Annotated in this window: 13 protein-coding genes; 7 read left to right on the plus strand and 6 right to left on the minus strand. The window is 69.6% G+C overall.

The window, feature by feature from the left end:
• The first annotated feature begins 38 nt into the window (after positions 1–38).
• From AC1HIL_RS26300 to AC1HIL_RS26310, 3 genes are all read left to right on the plus strand, one after another.
• On the plus strand, positions 39–1,853 hold the full coding sequence (locus tag AC1HIL_RS26300; protein WP_479670394.1) for a glutamine--tRNA ligase/YqeY domain fusion protein: 1,815 nt from the start codon (positions 39–41) through the stop codon (positions 1,851–1,853).
• 102 nt (positions 1,854–1,955) lie between these two features.
• Positions 1,956–2,855, plus strand: a complete 900-nt coding sequence (locus AC1HIL_RS26305) for a M23 family metallopeptidase (protein ID WP_261217404.1) — start codon at positions 1,956–1,958, stop codon at positions 2,853–2,855.
• A 149-nt stretch (positions 2,856–3,004) separates the two neighbouring features.
• Positions 3,005–4,753: an ORC-CDC6 family AAA ATPase gene (locus AC1HIL_RS26310; RefSeq protein ID WP_479670395.1), complete on the plus strand. Its 1,749-nt coding sequence runs from the start codon at positions 3,005–3,007 to the stop codon at positions 4,751–4,753.
• Positions 4,754–4,765: 12 nt separating this feature from the next.
• Here AC1HIL_RS26310 and AC1HIL_RS26315 read toward each other — a convergent pair whose 3' ends face one another.
• Entirely contained in the window at positions 4,766–5,701 is a 936-nt protein-coding gene (locus AC1HIL_RS26315; RefSeq protein WP_208512177.1) for a M14 family metallopeptidase, read from the minus strand.
• A 125-nt stretch (positions 5,702–5,826) separates the two neighbouring features.
• On the minus strand, positions 5,827–6,891 hold the full coding sequence (locus AC1HIL_RS26320; protein ID WP_479670396.1) for a GNAT family N-acetyltransferase: 1,065 nt from the start codon (positions 6,889–6,891) through the stop codon (positions 5,827–5,829).
• A gap of 144 nt (positions 6,892–7,035) precedes the next feature.
• On the opposite strand from AC1HIL_RS26320, the gene AC1HIL_RS26325 reads away from it, so the two are divergent.
• Positions 7,036–7,377: a hypothetical protein gene (locus AC1HIL_RS26325; protein WP_413762861.1), complete on the plus strand. Its 342-nt coding sequence runs from the start codon at positions 7,036–7,038 to the stop codon at positions 7,375–7,377.
• A 21-nt stretch (positions 7,378–7,398) separates the two neighbouring features.
• Here AC1HIL_RS26325 and AC1HIL_RS26330 read toward each other — a convergent pair whose 3' ends face one another.
• Both AC1HIL_RS26330 and AC1HIL_RS26335 read right to left on the minus strand, forming a co-directional pair.
• Complete coding sequence (locus AC1HIL_RS26330) at positions 7,399–8,601, minus strand: ammonium transporter (protein ID WP_422096431.1); 1,203 nt, start codon at positions 8,599–8,601, stop codon at positions 7,399–7,401.
• 204 nt (positions 8,602–8,805) lie between these two features.
• Positions 8,806–9,747, minus strand: coding sequence for a LytTR family DNA-binding domain-containing protein (locus tag AC1HIL_RS26335; RefSeq protein WP_479670397.1), 942 nt, complete (start codon positions 9,745–9,747; stop codon positions 8,806–8,808).
• 185 nt (positions 9,748–9,932) lie between these two features.
• Between AC1HIL_RS26335 and AC1HIL_RS26340 the strand changes: the two genes are divergently transcribed.
• Positions 9,933–11,141 (plus strand): acyltransferase family protein, encoded by a 1,209-nt coding sequence (locus tag AC1HIL_RS26340; RefSeq protein ID WP_479670398.1) that lies wholly within the window; start codon positions 9,933–9,935, stop codon positions 11,139–11,141.
• 5 nt (positions 11,142–11,146) lie between these two features.
• On the opposite strand, the gene AC1HIL_RS26345 is transcribed toward AC1HIL_RS26340, so the two are convergent.
• Positions 11,147–11,557, minus strand: coding sequence for a PaaI family thioesterase (locus tag AC1HIL_RS26345; RefSeq protein ID WP_261217414.1), 411 nt, complete (start codon positions 11,555–11,557; stop codon positions 11,147–11,149).
• Positions 11,558–11,734: 177 nt separating this feature from the next.
• Positions 11,735–12,709, minus strand: a complete 975-nt coding sequence (gene ylqF / locus AC1HIL_RS26350) for a ribosome biogenesis GTPase YlqF (RefSeq protein ID WP_057595660.1) — start codon at positions 12,707–12,709, stop codon at positions 11,735–11,737.
• Between the two features lie 268 nt (positions 12,710–12,977).
• On the opposite strand from ylqF, the gene AC1HIL_RS26355 reads away from it, so the two are divergent.
• A complete protein-coding gene (locus AC1HIL_RS26355) occupies positions 12,978–13,406 on the plus strand; it encodes a CBS domain-containing protein (RefSeq protein ID WP_057595659.1) in 429 nt (142 codons plus the stop codon).
• A gap of 139 nt (positions 13,407–13,545) precedes the next feature.
• The gene (locus AC1HIL_RS26360) at positions 13,546–15,531 is read left to right on the plus strand and encodes an O-linked N-acetylglucosamine transferase, SPINDLY family protein (RefSeq protein WP_479670399.1); all 1,986 of its coding nucleotides are present in this window, start codon (positions 13,546–13,548) and stop codon (positions 15,529–15,531) included.
• Positions 15,532–15,609: the final 78 nt, after the last annotated feature.

Here is a 15,609-nt window from a genome sequence, read left to right on the forward strand (position 1 = left end):
AAAGGTAACCTGAAGAGTCCCCTAATTAGAATGCGTCGATGACCTCCCCGACCGACAAAGACGTCGCAAAAACACCCGCCGCACCCAGCAATTTCCTGCGCCACGTGATCGAAAACGACCTCGCCCAGGGCGCCTACGCCGGCCGCCGCTGGGGCGGGGCCCCGGGCGATGCCGAGCACCACGCCCATGGCATGAGCGATCCGGCCCGGGTCCGCCTGCGCTTTCCGCCCGAGCCCAACGGCTACCTGCACATCGGCCACGCCAAGAGCATCTGGCTGAATTTCGAGCTCGCGCGCGAGTACGGCGGCGTCTGCCACCTGCGCTTCGACGACACCAACCCCGAGAAGGAAGAGCAGGAGTACGTCGACTCGATCCGCGACGCCGTGGAATGGCTCGGCTACGAGACCTACCTGGCCGACCGCCCCAGCGCGCCCGGCGTGATGCAGCCGCACGAGTACTTCGCGAGCGACTACTTCGACTTCATGTACCGCGCGGCCGAGTACCTGATCGGCGCCGGCCTGGCCTACGTCGACGAGCAGTCGGCCGACGAGGTGCGCGCCAACCGCGGCGACTTCGGCAAGCCCGGCACCGACAGCCCGTACCGCAGCCGCAGCCCCGAGGAGAACCTGGCGCGCTTTCGCGAGATGCGCGACGGCCAGCTCGCCGACGGCGCCGCCACCCTGCGCGCCAAGATCGACATGGCGAGCCCCAACATCAACATGCGCGACCCGGCGCTCTACCGCATCCGCCGGGCCACGCACCACAACACCGGCGACAAGTGGTGCATCTACCCGATGTACACCTACGCGCACCCGATCGAGGACGCGCTCGAGCAGATCACCCACAGCATCTGCACGCTCGAGTTCGAGGACCAGCGCCCGTTCTACGACTGGCTGCTCGACCGCCTCGCCGAGGGCGGCCTGATCGCCAGCCCGCATCCGCGCCAGTACGAATTCGCGCGCCTCAACGTGACGCACGTGCTCACCAGCAAGCGCAAGCTGCGCCAGCTGGTGGAGGAAAAGCACGTCGACGGCTGGGACGACCCGCGCATGCCCACGCTGGCCGGCCTGCGCCGCCGCGGCTACACGCCCGAGGCGTTGCGCCTGTTCTGCGAACGCAGCGGCACCACCAAGTCGGGCGGCTGGATCGACTACGCCGCGCTCGAGGCCGCGCTGCGCGACACCCTCGACCCCGTGGCGCCGCGCGCGATGGCCGTGCTCGACCCGGTCAAGCTGGTGATCACCAACTGGGGCGAACTCATGGGCGGCGACGCTTCGCTCGACGACTGCTCGGCGCCGATCCATCCGCACCATCCCGAACTCGGCAAGCGCGCCTTCAAGCTGGGCCGCGAGGTCTGGATCGAGCGCACCGACTACGAGGACGTCCAGCCCAAGGGCTTCTTCCGCCTGTTCCCCGGCAACAAGGTACGGCTCAAGTACGGCCACGTCATCGAGTGCACCGGCGCCACGCGCGATGCCGAGGGCAAGCTCATCGAGGTGCAGGCGAAGCTGGTGCCCGACACCAAGAGCGGCACCCCGGGCGCCGACGCGATCAAGGTCAAGGGCAACATCACCTGGGTGGCCGTGGCCGACGCGGTGCAAGCCGAGGTGCGGCTCTACGAGCGGCTGTTCGCCGAAGCCAACCCGGGCGGCGGCGAGCTGCTCGAGGAGCTCAACCGCCACAGCCTCGAGGTCTGCGCGGCCTATGTCGAGCCTTCGCTCGCCGACGCAAAGCCCGAGGCGGCGTTCCAGTTCGAGCGCCACGGCTACTTCGTGCTCGACGCCAAGGCGGCCGCCGCCGGGCAGCGCGTGTTCAACCGCGCGGCGGGCATGCGCGACAGCTGGGGCAAGTAGGCCCCGGCGCTCTCGCCGCATCACGAACCGGGGCCGCGTGCCCCGGTTTTTCATGGTGCTTTCCGACAACCGGGCGCGGGCCATGCCGCCACAATGCGGCCCATGTCACGCATCCTTCACGCTCCGCTCTCCACCCGCCGCACGCTCCTGATCGGCACCGCCGCCCTGCTCGCCCTGCCCGCCACGGCGGCGACCAAGAAGGCCGGTGGCGCCAAGCCCCAGCCCCCCGAAGTCTGGCCCCGCGCCTCCCAGGTCCCGGGCGGCATCGCGCGCCTCTCGCTCGGCCCCGCGGCCGCGCGCCCGCTGGCCACCACTGGCGGCGACGGCAACCAGCCCGTGCTGGTACTCGGCGACGCCATCGAATGGACCGCCCTCGTCGGCATTCCGCTCGCGGCCGAACCCGGCGAGGCCAGCATCTCGGTGCAGGCCCGCCCCGATGCCGCGCCGCGCCAGCTCGGCTACAGCATCGCGCCCAAGCAGTACCGCGAGCAACGCCTGAACGTGGCGCCGCGCACCGTCGACCTCTCGCCCGAGGACCAGGCGCGCTACGAGCGCGAGCGCGACCACCTCGCCACCGTGACCGCCACCCGCACCGAACTGCGCCCCGATGCCGCGCTGCAGATGCGCGTGCCGGTGCCCGGCCGCCGCTCCAGCTCCTTCGGCCTGCGCCGCGTCTTCAACGGCCAGTCGCGCAATCCCCACAGCGGCATGGACATCGCGGCCGGCACCGGCACCCCGGTGCTCGCGCCGCTGCCGGGCAAGGTCATCGACACCGGCGACTACTTCTTCAATGGCGGCACCGTCTGGCTCGACCACGGCGGCGGCCTGCTGACCATGTACTGCCACCTGAGCCGTGTCGACGTGAAGGTCGGCGACGTGCTCCAGACCGGCGACAAGCTCGCCGCGGTCGGCGCCACCGGTCGCGTGACCGGCCCGCACCTGCACTGGTCGGTGATGCTCAACCGCGCGATGGTCGATCCGGCGCTGTTCATTTCCGCCTGAACGTTGCGCCGGCACCTCGCCGGCGGTCCGGGCCGGGGCGCCTCTGTTGGCAAGGCGCTCGACGCAAGTAACAATTCGTTTTCAGACCGCGCGCCGGGAGGCCCCATCTCGGGGACGCGCGCCGGTCCGTTTCACTTGCACCAGCCCTCATGCAGAAGAACACGACCAGCGCGCCCCGGACCGGCAATGCCATGCCCATCAGCGACGTCCAGATCCAGAAGGCCGTCGCGACGCTCTCGAACGCGCTGCGCGCCGAGAACATCCAGGACCAGAGCTACCTCGGCCTGTACGTGGGCGAGGACGCGCTGCACGACATCCACAACCTCAACAATCAGGTCATCTATGGCCGGCGTGGCTCGGGCAAGACCCATCTGCTGAAGGCGCTGCAGGAGAAGATCAACAACGACTTCGCGGCCTCGCGCCGGATCGCGGTCTACATCGATGCGCGGACCATCCTGCCGCATGCCGAGGCCGACGGCCTGAGCTGGGAGCAGTACGCGGTCATCCTGTTCAAGAACATCATCCGCAGCCTGGTGAATGCGTTCTCGAGCAACCTGCGCGCCATCCACGGCCGGGACGACATCATCCCGCTGCGCCGCGATCCGCTCGACGCCGAAGCCGAGCGCCAGCTGCAGCAGCGGCTCGAGGCCATCCAGCGCGAGCTCGACGGCAGCTCTCTCAACAAGCTCAAGGAAACGGCCCTCGCCGTCGAGTCGATCGCGCAGGCCGGCGCCTCGCTCAAGCTCTCGAAGGCGCCCGAGCTGCAGGCCTCGGGCAGCCTGCAGACCAAGTCGCAGGAGTCGAGGCTCAAGGACCAGTTCATCAGCGTCTTCGACATCGCGAACCTGCTGCAGGAGCTGAGCGAGGAACTGCAACTGAACCGCGTCTTCTGCCTGATCGACGAATGGTCCGAGATCCCGAACTCGGCCCAGAAGCACTTGGCCGAACTGGTCAAGAAGTCCTTCATCGCGAGCCGCTTCAGCTTCAAGATCGCCGCGATCCCGAACCGCACCGACCTCGGCCACAAGACCGACGAGAAGTTCTACGGCCTGGAGGACGGCGGCGACATCTTCGGCTACCAGCTCGACAACCGCTACGTGTTCGAGATCGACAAGGCCAAGACCCGCAACTTCTTCAACCAGCTGCTGTGCAAGCACCTCGAGCAGCACAGCCCCAGCCTCTCGGACGAACTGCTGCTGCCCTCGCGCAAGAACAACGACGCCTTCATCAACGCCTTCCTCACCAACAAGGCGCTGGGCGAACTGCTGATCGCGAGCGCGGGCATCCCGCGCGACTTCATCAACCTCTTCATCCACTCGTACGCGCAGTTCAAGAGCTCGGGCTCCAAGCACATCTCGATCAAGAACGTGCGCGCCGCCACCTCGGGCTGGTACGAGACCGACAAGAAGAAGCAGGTCGACGAGCACTCGGTCGAGAAGAACCTGCTCGAGAAGATCGTGCAGGAGATCGTGGTCGGCAAGAACTCGAGCCACTTCATGATCAGCGAGAAGTACTCGGCCAATCCGCACATCCTTGGGCTGGTGGATTTCCGCGTGCTGCACCTGCGCAAGAAGGGCTACTCGCACAAGGACATGGCGGGCGAGACCTTCAACGTCTACTCGATCGACTACGGCTGCTACAACCACCTGAACATCACGCGCACCGCGCTCGACAACAACACGCTCGAGAACCTCAAGGTGCGCGACGACATCCGCGACATCCGCCGCATCCACCTGAGCGACGCCTTCTTCCAGAAATTCCAGCTCGCGGTCGGCGAGGCCTTCATGTGCGAGCACTGCAAGAAGCCTGTCGACACCACGCACGCGGCCTTCGTGAAGCAGTCGCTGTGCAACCACTGCTTCGAGAAGATTCCGGCGCGCAGTGCGCTGGCGGCCTGAGCGGCGCCCGTCTCAGATCGGCTGGGTCAGGTAGAGCGCCTCGCGCCCCACGATCACGCGCTGCGCGGGCATGAACACGGTGCAGTCGTCGACCGGCGCGCGGATCTCGTCGGGGCCGTTGGTGGCGATCAGCTCGCCCTTGGCGAAGGTCTCGAAGCCGATCAGCGGGCGCACGAAGGCGAAGTCCTCGCTCTGGATCACGTGCGTCTGCAGCAGCTTGAAGCGGCGCTGCGGCTCGGGCGCGGGGGCGGCCGGGTCCTTGTCGACCAGGCCGAAGTAGGCGAGGAAGTCGTAGGTGACGGCGGTGGCGAGGTCGGAGGCGGAGCGCAGGAAATGCTGGCCGCACTCGACCACCATCGCCACGCCCTTCCCGTCGGGCCCGCCATGGCTGCCGTACTGGATCAGCGGCGTGCCCGAGCCCAGGCCGTCGGGCATCACGAGGTGCACGGGCGGCCGGCCGATGGCCATCGCCACCTTGGCATTGCGCTCGAAGGACGGATAGACCCAGAACGGCACCACCGGCTGGCTGGTGGAATGGATGTCGAGGATGTGATCGGCCGCATCGACCACGGGTCGCAGGATGCGCGCGCGGCGCAGCTCGGGGCTGTCCTCGCTGCCATCGAGCCACTCGGGCGACCAGATGCGGTTGAGGTTGTGGACGATCTGGCGGCTGTCGTAGGGCGCGGCCTCGGTGAAGGACTCGTAGGCGTCGATGTTCGCGAAGCTCACGGTGAGCGTGCCGATCTTCGGCCGCACGCCGTGGTCGAGCAGGTGCGTGGCGGCCGTCATGCCGCAGATCTCGTTGCCGTGGGTCAGGGCATTGATCAGCACGTGCGGGCCGGGCTTGCCCGACTCGAAGCGGTGCACGTAGTCGACGCCGACATTGCCCTGGCGGTAGGCGGAGAGATCGCGCGGGAGGACTTCGAGGGCGGGTGGGGATTGGGTCATGGTGGGTGTGGCGGCTCGTGCGGGATCGGGGTCGCGCGAGTTTGCTACAGGCGGCGCGTTCTTGCTGGGCACCAGTTCCGGCCCGATACGCTTCAAATTTGAAGCGCATCGGCGCAATTTGCGCTTCAGGCGGCCGATTCCCCGCGCCGCGCCAGGCACTCAGCCAGCGCCTCCACCCCCAGCTGATAGATCCCCTGCCGCCGATGCACCTCGAACCCCAGTCGGCGGTTGATCGCGAGGATCGGCGCGTTGGCCTCGGCGTTGTAGGTCACGACGATGCGCAGTTCGGGATGCAGCGCGCGCACGCTGTCGAGCATCGCGGCCTTCACCGCCTTGGCCAGCGAGCGGCCGCGCCAGGCGCGCGCCACGCCCGTCAGGCGCTGGTGCAGGCGCTCGGGGGTGCGCGGGTCCCAGTGCGCTTCGCACATCGCGGCCAGCGTGCCGTCGGCATCGACCAGCAGCACCAGGTGGTGCTCGCCGCCGCTGCGGTCGAGTTCGCGGTACCAGTTGGCATAACCGTCGAGCTCGTAGCGCGCGGGCGGTAGCTCGAGTTCGCCGAGCGGCATGTCGTTGAACAGGTCCGAGAACGGCGCCAGCAGCTGCGCCAGGCGCTCCATTGGCGTGCGGCCGGGATGGATTTCGAAGCGCAGCGCACCGCCGGCCGTGCCCTGCGCCTTCCAGCGCGCGAGCTCGTCCGCGTCGAGGCCATCGATGCGCATGCGGTTCTCGACCACGCGATGCTTGAGGACCGCGCCCGAGGCTTCGAGGAAGGCATGGCCCGGCGGGTAGAAGGTGTTCATCGTGGCGACGGTCTTGCCGTGCTCGCGCATGAAGGCCAGCAGCGGCACGAGCAGCCGGCTGCCGATGCCGCGGCGCCGGTGCGCGCCCAACACGCCGAGCCAGGCCTCCGCGTGCAACGCGAAGGGCTCGCTGTTCGGTGCATCGGGCCGGCGCCGCCAGAGAATGATGTTGCCGACCAGTTCGTCGCCCTCGCGCGCGACGAAGCGCTCGGCCTCGAAGAAGGGCATGCGGCGCCGCGCGTCGTGCTCGAAGTCGGCATCGGCGGCCTGCGGCTCGCCGGGGTGCAGCTCCTCGTCGCGGATGCGCCGGTATCTGTGGAAGCGCGCCCATTCGGACGCGTCGTCCGCATGGACATCGAAGCGCCGGATCTCGATCGTGTCGTTCGCCATCTCCCGTCCTCCGTGTTCTTGCCGGGGGCGCGATTGTGCCGAAGCGCGGTCGCGTGGCGCGCGCGGGCGAACGCATCTTTGGCTTGGCCGAAGGTTGGCGCTTCGACAATGGCGTTTCCGCCACCTTCGACGAAGAGTTCGCACATGCCCTTCCCGCCGCTGTCCCGCCTGGCCCTGGCCGCCGCGGCCCTGCTCGCACTCGCGGGCGCCGCCGCGCAGGAAACGAAGACCGACCCCGTCTACACGCGCGCGCGCCTGATGTCCTCGCACGAGGAGCCCGGCGGCAAGCTGTACCTGCACCTGAAGATCCCGCCGCGCTCGAAGATCCCGTTCACCACCCAGACCTTCAGGCTGGCCGACCGCAGGCTCGCGGCCGACATCGCCGACGGCACGCCGGTCGAATTCCTCTCGCGCCGGCTCGACGGCGAGAACACGGTGGTGGCGATCCGCGCGGTGGCCGAGTGCCCGCGCTTCCAGAAGTGCTGAGCCGCCCCCACCGCGAACCGTTCACCAGTTGACTTCGCGCTCCGGCGTCGCCGAGATGTGGTGGATCGAGAGGTCGGCGCCGTCGAATTCCTCTTCCTGCGACAGCCGCAGCCCGACGGTCTTCTTGAGCACGCCGTAGACCACGGCGCCGCCGAGCAGCGCCCAGACCACGCCCATGACGGTGCCGATGAGTTGCGCGCCGAGGTTCACGCCACCGATGCCGCCCAGCGCCTGGGTGCCGAAGATGCCGGCCGCGATGCCGCCCCAGGTGCCGCACAGGCCGTGCAGCGGCCAGACGCCGAGCACGTCGTCGATCTTCCACTTGTTCTGCGTCAGCGTGAACATCGCGACGAAGATGGCACCGGCCACGCCGCCCACCACCAGCGCGCCGATCGGGTGCATCAGGTCGGAGCCCGCGCACACCGCCACCAGGCCGGCCAGCGGGCCGTTGTAGACGAAGCCGGGGTCGTTCCTGCCCATGGCCAGCGCCACCAGCGTGCCGCCGACCATCGCCATCACGGAGTTGACCGCGACCAGGCCCGAGATCTTGTCGATGGTCTGCGCACTCATCACGTTGAAGCCGAACCAGCCCACGCACAGCACCCAGGCGCCGAGCGCGAGGAACGGGATGTTCGACGGCGGATGCGCGGCCAGCGAGCCGTCGCCGCGGTAGCGGTTGCGCCGCGCGCCCAGCAGCAGCACCGCCGGCAGCGCGAGCCAGCCGCCCACGGCATGCACCACCACGGAGCCCGCGAAGTCGTGGAATTCATGGCCCGTGACCGAGGCGATCCAGTCCTGGATGCCGAAGTGCTTGTTCCAGGCGATGCCCTCGAAGAAGGGATAGACGAAGCCGACGATGACCGCGGTGGCGATCAGCTGCGGCCAGAATTTGGCGCGCTCGGCGATGCCGCCCGAGATGATGGCCGGGATGGCGGCCGCGAAGGTCAGCAGGAAGAAGAACTTCATCAAGTCGTAGCCGCTCCTGGCCGACAGCTCGGTGGCGCTGACGAAGAAATGGGTGCCGTAGGCCACGCCGTAGCCGACGAGGAAGTAGACGATGGTCGAGACCGAGAAGTCGACCAGGATCTTCACGAGCGCATTGACCTGGTTCTTCTTGCGGACCGTGCCGAGTTCGAGAAAAGCGAACCCCGCATGCATGGCCAACACCATGATCGCGCCTAGAAGGATGAACAGCGCGTCTGCGCCCTGTTTGAGTGCGTCCATTGGAGCTTCTTGCTGGTTTTTGGATTGATTTGGTGCGCCGCACCTGAATTCAGCAGGACGGCGGGCCAATGAAGCAAAAATGGCGCCTGCAAGCCCGTCAGTGGTGCGTAACGGGCCGAGATGGGGCTCAACGAACCCGGTGGGCAGGCACGACGCACCGGAACGGATGCCGCCTGACGGTGCATGGCGGCACCCCGCGGCGATTCAGGAGGCCGTCGCGTCGCGCAGGGCCTCGCGGTAGCGCCGGCTGCACGGCACGGTGCTGCCGTCGTGCATGTGCAGCCGGGCATCGCCGCCGTCGAGCGGCTCGATCTCGCGCAGCCGCGAAAGATTGACCGCATGGCTGCGGTGCACGCGCACGAACAGCGCCGGGTCGAGCTGGGTCAGGAAGTCGGTCAGGGTGGCGCGCAGCAGGTAGTCGTGGCCATTGACGTGCAGGCCGACGTAGTTGCCCTCGGCCTGCAGCCAGTCGATGTCGCCGGCGGCGATCAGGAATTCGCGCCGCAGCTTGCGCACCAGGAAGCGCTCGGGGCGCACGGGCGCCGGGGGCGGTGAGGGTTCGGCGGGCGGCGGCGCGGGCGCGGCATCCGCCGGCTGCGGCGACGCTTCCGGTGCCTCGTCCGGCGCGTCGAGCACCCGCGCCTCGCCCTGCCAGCGCAGCATGAACATCCGGTAGGCCCAGATCCCGAACACGATCGAGACGTAGGCGCGCACGTCCTTCAGGTATTCGTAGCCCCACTGCGCGGCCCAGCCGCCGAAGGCGTAGTGCTCGCCGGCTACTGCATAGGCCAGCGAACGCAGCGCGAACATCGCCATCACGTGGACCCCGCTGAACACCACGCTGGCCGCCAGGTGCCATGCCAGGTAGCGCGCCAGCCTGCCGGGCGCCAGCGAGGCCAGCGGCGAGAGCCGGCGCTCCAGCGCCACGATGGCCGGCACCAGCAGCAGCAGGACCAGGTGGCTCGAGCCCTCCCAGACCACGATCTCCCAGGTCTCGCGCGGCACGGCGCGCGAGCGCGCGTCGACCATCGCCACCATGGTGTTGAACAGCGCCTGCAGCGCCATCACGACGATCCAGAAGCCGACCTCGACATAGCGGCGGATCGGCTCGTAGCGGTGGTAGAGGTCTTTGCGCGGGCCGGCCATGGCCGGCGATTGTCGCGATCCGCGTGGCGAATGGGGCGACAGGGGCGGCCCCGGGGGCGGTTTTCTCCCCTGGTTTCGTCCCAGCGGGCTCACCGCTCGTCACAAAGTGCCGGCGATCCGTCCCCGGGGCGCGCCGCGGCGGCATCGCGCCTCGACCATGGCCGCCTTTGCAGTCAGGAGCCCCCATGCCCGCCACCCCACCGCCCGCCGTCGAGCGCCGGCACGACATCGACGCCCTGCGCGCCCTCGCCTTCCTGCTCGTCATCGTCTACCACGTGGCGATGTACTACGTGGCCGACTGGCCCTGGCACCTCAAGAGCCCGCATGCGGCCGAGTGGCTGCAGTGGCCGATGCGGCTGCTGAACCTGTGGCGCATGGACCTGGTGTTCCTGATCTCGGGCGTCTCGCTGGCCTTCCTGAGCCGCCACCAGGGCACGGCGGCGCTGCTGCGCGGCCGCGGGCTGCGTCTGATGCTGCCGCTGGCCTTCGGCATGGCGGTGGTCGTGCCGTACCAGGCCTATGCCGAGGGCGTCGCCAACGGCCTGGTGGCGCCGGGCTTCGGCGCCTTCCTCGCGCGCTACCTGCCGATGAGCCAGCCCTGGCCGAAAGGCGCCTTCGCGGGCGCCGAGTTCGGTATCACCTGGAACCACCTCTGGTACCTGCCGTACCTGTTCGTCTACACGGCCGCGGTGGCGCTCACGCTGCCGCTGTGGCGCTCGGCCGCGGGCCAGGCGCTGCGCCGGGCCTTCAACGGGCTGCGCGGCGGCTGGCTGCTGCTGGTGCCGGCGCTGCCGCTCGCGGCCTTCACGCTGCTGCTGGCGCCGCACTATCCGCCGACCCACGACCTGGTGCGCGACCCCTTCCTGCACAGCATCTACTTCACCGTCTTCCTCTACGGCTACTGGATGGGCGCGGACAGCGGCATCTGGCACGAGCTCGAGCGGCTGCGCCGCGTGTCGCTGGCGCTGGCCGTGGCGGTGGTCGCCGCCTACATCGCGGCGCGCACGCTGGGGGCCGGCCGGGTGCCCGACGAGGTCAACGCCGTGCTGCGCTCGCTCTACCTCTGGGCCGCGGTCGCCACCCTCCTCGGCCATGGCCACCGCCACCTGAACCGCCCCTGGCCCTGGCTGCGCTGGGCCAATGCCTCGGTCTATCCCTGGTACATGCTGCACCAGACGCTGATCGTGCTGGCGATCGTCTGGCTGGCGCCGCTGGCGCTGGGCCCGGTGCTCGAGCCGGCGCTGATCCTCGCGGCCACGCTGGGCGGCTGCTGGCTGCTCAACGACGCGCTGATCCGCCGCGTGCGCTGGCTGCGGCCGCTGTTCGGCCTGCCGATGCGGGAAAAGCGGGCGCCGCGGCCGGCGCCCGCGGCGGCCCTGACGGCCGCGCGCTGAAGGCCTCAGCCCTTGTCCTCGACCGGCACCAGGATCGTGCTGCCCGTGGCCACCAGTTTCAGCGTGCCGTCCTCGGCCTCGCCGAACAGCTCGGCGGCGGTGAAGACCTGCTTGCGCCCGGCCTTCACGACGCGCCCGCGCGCCACGAAGGCGCGGCCCAGCGCGGGCGCGATGCAGTCGACCGAGAAGTGCGAGGCCAGCACGCGGCCCGCCACGGTGGCGGCCGCGAAGCCGCAGACGGTGTCGAGCAGCGCGCCGATCATGCCGGCATGGAGGAAGCCGGCGTACTGGCCCATGTCGGCCTCGCGCCATGCCATGCGCAGCTCGGCCTCGCCCTGTTCCGCGCGCACGACTTCGAAGCCGGCCCAGCGGTTGAATGCGGCCGATCGGTTCACGGCCTGGATGGTGTCTAGCATCGGATGCTCCTTCGAGAGGGGGACTCTCCTTGTCGACCGGAATGGGTCGAGTCCACTCTACGAAGCGGCCCCCGGCCGGCCCGTCGCGCCCGCGACCGGAACGCGCGCGGCAGTTGCGTCGGCGACAGCGCGCACCGCGGCCGCGCCAAGGGATGGCCGGGCGCCCGGGAAGGCGCCTCAGGCGGCCGCGTCGTCCTCGGCGGCCGCGGCCTTGCCGCCCTTGCGCTGCTGCTTGCGCGCGGCCTTCTTCGCCTCGCGCTCGGCATCGGCGCGCTGGCCCTCGGCCAGCCACTGGGCGAACTCCTCGGGCGTCTCGAGCGTGATGCGCCCGAGGTTGCCGGCGCGGAACTCGTGCATCACGATCTCGGCCGCCTTCTGCAGGTTCACGCGCCCCTTGCCGAGCAGCGCGCCGCGCTTGCGGCCGATGGTGTCGAGCAGCGCCTCGTCGCGCATCTCGGCGAGCTCCGCGGGTTCATGTTCGTGCTCGACCAGCTTGAAGCGCGCGACCAGCCCCGCCGCGTAGTGCTGCTTGAGGTAGCCGAGCAGCTCGAGCGCCACCTCCTCCTCGTCGAAGGCGTTGCGCCCGACCGCGCCGCTGGCCGCGAGGTTGTAGCCGCTCTTGGGCACCACGATGCGCGGCCACAGCATGCCGGGCGTGTCCCAGAGGTAGAAGTCGTCGGCCAGCGTGATGCGCTGCTCGAGCTTGGTGATGCCGGCCTCGTCGCCGGTCTTGGCCTTGCGACCGCCGGTCAGGGTGTTGATCAGGGTGGACTTGCCCACGTTCGGGATGCCGCAGATCAGCACCCGCATCGGCTTGGCCAGGCCGCCGCGGTTGGGCGACAGCGCATGGCAGGCGCGCACGATCTGCTGCGCGGGGGTGGAGAGGCTCGCGTCGAGCGGGATCGCGCGCGTGGCCGGCAGGGCGTTGTAGTGCGCGAGCCAGCGCTCGGTGCGCTCGGGGTCGGCCAAGTCCTGCTTGTTGAGCACCTTGAGCGCCGGCCGGTTGGCGGTCAGCCGCGCGAGCATCGGGTTGGCGCTCGAGCCGGGCAGCCGCGCGTCGAGCAGCTCGATCACCACGTCGATGTCCTTCACGCGTTCGGTGATCGCCTTCTGCGTGAGATGCATGTGACCGGGGAACCACTGGATCGCCATCGGTGCGTGTTCTTTCTTGTGTCTGTGGCTGCGGGAGGGGGCCGGGAGACGGTGCGTGCACCGGTCCGGGGTGCGCATTGTGAACCGCGAACCTGAATGGATCGATACGCCCCGGCCGCGCGGGGATACCGGGGTCTTTGCCGCGCGGGGCATGGCCGCCACGCTTGCAAAGTCTTGCGCCGTTCGCGCGCGCCAGCCCCTATGATTTGTCCGAGAGCGCGCCTTCCGGCGTCGGTCGAATCCAGACTTTTTTCCAGGAGTTGCCGCGATGAAACCCGTCTCCGAACTGCTCAAACGCCACGATTCCTCGGCCTGGCGCACATCGCCGGACACCACGGTGTTCGACGCGCTGGCCACGCTGGCCCGCTTCGAGGTCGGCGCCCTGATGGTGATGGAGGGCGACCGGCTGGTCGGCTTCCTCTCCGAGCGCGACTACACGCGCAAGGTGGCGCTGCAGGGCAAGAACTCCAAGGAGGTCAAGGTCTCGGAGATCATGACGCCCGACGTGATGACCGTGAACCCGCAGACCCCCACCCACACCTGCATGGCGCTGATGAGCCAGCGCAAGTTCCGCCACCTGCCGGTGGTCGACGGCGACAGGGTGGTGGGCATGATCTCGATCCAGGACCTGATGGACGACATCATTGCCGACCACGAGCAGACCATCGAGCAGCTCACCCACTACATCCAGAGTTGAGCGAAGGGGCGCCGCCGCGCCCTAATTCCCGCGTCAGGCAGACGCAACACGGCGACGCTAGACTGCGCGCGCCCGCCCTCGCGGCCGGGCGCCACTTCCTGGGTCCTCTCCCCAGATCATCGAACAACAAGGGCCTGCAATGAGCCTGCAGTCGGCCGAGCTGCTTTTCCGGCAGGGCCAGTATTCCGCTGCGCAGAAAGTGCTGCTGCAGCTGCTGAAGAAGGGCCAGCACATGGCCGCCGCGAACCGGCTGCTGGGCTTCATCGCGGGCCAGACGCAGGACTTCCCGCAAGCCATCGAGCGGCTGCGCGCCTCGCTGCGCTACGACCCGAATTCCCTCGAGAGCTGGTACTACCTCGGCATGGCCTGCCAGAAGTCGGGCCAGCACCGCGCCGCGGCCGAGGCCTTCGGCACGCTGCTGCAGCGCCAGCCGAACCTGTTCGAGGCCGAGCACGACCTGGGCCTCGCGCTGCTCGCGCTCGGCAAGGCCGCCGAGGCGCTGGCCCACTTCGACCGCGCGGTGCAATTGCGCCCGGGCGCCTTCGAGGCCCACATGAACCGCGGCGCGGCCTGCGGCAAGCTGCGCCTGCATGCACAGGAACTTCAGTGCTACGAAAGCGCGCTGGCGCTGCAGCCCGCGCATCCCACGCTGATCGAGAACTACGGCACCGCGCTGTGCCAGGCGCGGCGCTTCGCGGACGCGGCACAGCTGTACGACCGGACCCTGCGCGAGCATCCCGGCGACGCCGACTACGCCTTCGCGCGCGGCGGCCTGCTCTATGCGCGCGCGGCCATCGCCGACTGGCAGGACTTCGACGCCCAGATGGCGCTGCTGCGCGAGGACATCCGCGCGCAGCGCGAATGCATCGAGCCCTTCGCGCTGCTGATCCTGCCCTCCACGCCGCAGGAACAGCTGCAGGTGGCGCGGCTGCATGCGCAGCGCCACTACCCGATGGCGGCCGAACCGCTGCACGCGCCGGTGCGCGCCGAGGGCGAGCGCCTGCGCGTCGGCTACATCTCGGCCGACTTCGGGCGCCACGCCACCTCCTTCCTGGTGGCCGAGGTGTTCGAGCGCCACGACCGCGAACGCTTCGAGGTCACGGCGATCTCGCTGCGCCAGAGCGACGGCAGCGCGATGCGCGAGCGGCTCGAGCGGGCCTTCGACCGCTTCGTCGACGCGCACGAGCTGTCGGACAGCGAGACCGCGCAGGCCATCGCCGACCTCGGCATCGACATCCTGGTGGACCTCGGCGGCTACACCATCGATGCGCGGCCCTCGGTGCTGGCGCTGCGGCCGGCGCCGCTGCAGCTCAGCTACCTGTGCTTCCCGGGCACGCTGGGCGCGCCCTTCATCGACTACCTGGTGGCCGACCCCTTCCTGATTCCCGAGGCCGCGCGCGCGGACTACAGCGAGAAGATCCTCTACCTGCCCGACGCCTACCAGCCCAACGATTCGCGCCGCGAGACGGCGACCGGGCCGCTGTCGCGTGCCGATGCCGGCCTGCCGGAAGGGGCTTTCGTCTTCTGCAACTTCAACAACGGCCAGAAGCTCACGGCCGCGTTCTTCGACATCTGGCTGCGGCTGCTCGCGCGCGTCGAGGGCAGCGTGCTGTGGCTCAAGGGCGGCACCGAGGCCTACGAACGGAACCTGCGCGAGCGCGCCAGCGCCCACGGCATCGCGCCCGAGCGGCTGGTGTTCGCGCCCTGGGCCAAGCAGTCGGCCCACCTGCAGCGCCTGGCGCTGGCCGACCTGTGCCTGGACAACCTGCCCTACAACGCCCACACGACCGCCAGCGACGCGCTGTGGGCCGGGCTGCCGCTCGTGAGCTGCGTGGGCCAGACCTTCGCCGGCCGCGTGGCGGGCAGCCTGCTGGGCGCGGCCGGTTTCCCGCAGCTCGCGACCGATTCGCCGGCCGCCTACGAGGCGCTGGCCCTGGCGCTCGCGACCGACCCGCCGCGCCTCGCGGCCCTGCGCGCCGAGCTGGCCGCCGCGCGCGGGCACTGCGCGCTGTTCGACACCGCGGCCTACACGCGCCACCTCGAAGCGGGCTTCGCCGCGGCCTGGGAGCGCCACCGCGCGCAGTTGCCGCCCGATCACATCGTGGTGTCGCGCCTGGGCGCGTAGGCCGGTCTCTTCATCGCCGCATCGCCAACCCTGCCCGGCCCGCCGGCAGGGCCTTGGCCTACGCTCGCCGCCATTTCA

The sequence above is a fragment of the Variovorax sp. ISS6 genome, assembly GCF_056523145.1.

Excerpts from the sequence above, each read along its gene's own strand:
- AC1HIL_RS26300 (WP_479670394.1), top strand. The coding sequence starts at position 39 with ATGACCTCCCCGACCGACAAAGACGTCGCAAAAACACCCGCCGCACCC.
- AC1HIL_RS26305 (WP_261217404.1), top strand. The coding sequence starts at position 1,956 with ATGTCACGCATCCTTCACGCTCCGCTCTCCACCCGCCGCACGCTCCTG.
- AC1HIL_RS26310 (WP_479670395.1), top strand. The coding sequence starts at position 3,005 with ATGCAGAAGAACACGACCAGCGCGCCCCGGACCGGCAATGCCATGCCC.
- AC1HIL_RS26315 (WP_208512177.1), bottom strand. The coding sequence starts at position 5,701 with ATGACCCAATCCCCACCCGCCCTCGAAGTCCTCCCGCGCGATCTCTCC.
- AC1HIL_RS26320 (WP_479670396.1), bottom strand. The coding sequence starts at position 6,891 with ATGGCGAACGACACGATCGAGATCCGGCGCTTCGATGTCCATGCGGAC.
- AC1HIL_RS26325 (WP_413762861.1), top strand. The coding sequence starts at position 7,036 with ATGCCCTTCCCGCCGCTGTCCCGCCTGGCCCTGGCCGCCGCGGCCCTG.
- AC1HIL_RS26330 (WP_422096431.1), bottom strand. The coding sequence starts at position 8,601 with ATGGACGCACTCAAACAGGGCGCAGACGCGCTGTTCATCCTTCTAGGC.
- AC1HIL_RS26335 (WP_479670397.1), bottom strand. The coding sequence starts at position 9,747 with ATGGCCGGCCCGCGCAAAGACCTCTACCACCGCTACGAGCCGATCCGC.
- AC1HIL_RS26340 (WP_479670398.1), top strand. The coding sequence starts at position 9,933 with ATGCCCGCCACCCCACCGCCCGCCGTCGAGCGCCGGCACGACATCGAC.
- AC1HIL_RS26345 (WP_261217414.1), bottom strand. The coding sequence starts at position 11,557 with ATGCTAGACACCATCCAGGCCGTGAACCGATCGGCCGCATTCAACCGC.
- ylqF (WP_057595660.1), bottom strand. The coding sequence starts at position 12,709 with ATGGCGATCCAGTGGTTCCCCGGTCACATGCATCTCACGCAGAAGGCG.
- AC1HIL_RS26355 (WP_057595659.1), top strand. The coding sequence starts at position 12,978 with ATGAAACCCGTCTCCGAACTGCTCAAACGCCACGATTCCTCGGCCTGG.
- AC1HIL_RS26360 (WP_479670399.1), top strand. The coding sequence starts at position 13,546 with ATGAGCCTGCAGTCGGCCGAGCTGCTTTTCCGGCAGGGCCAGTATTCC.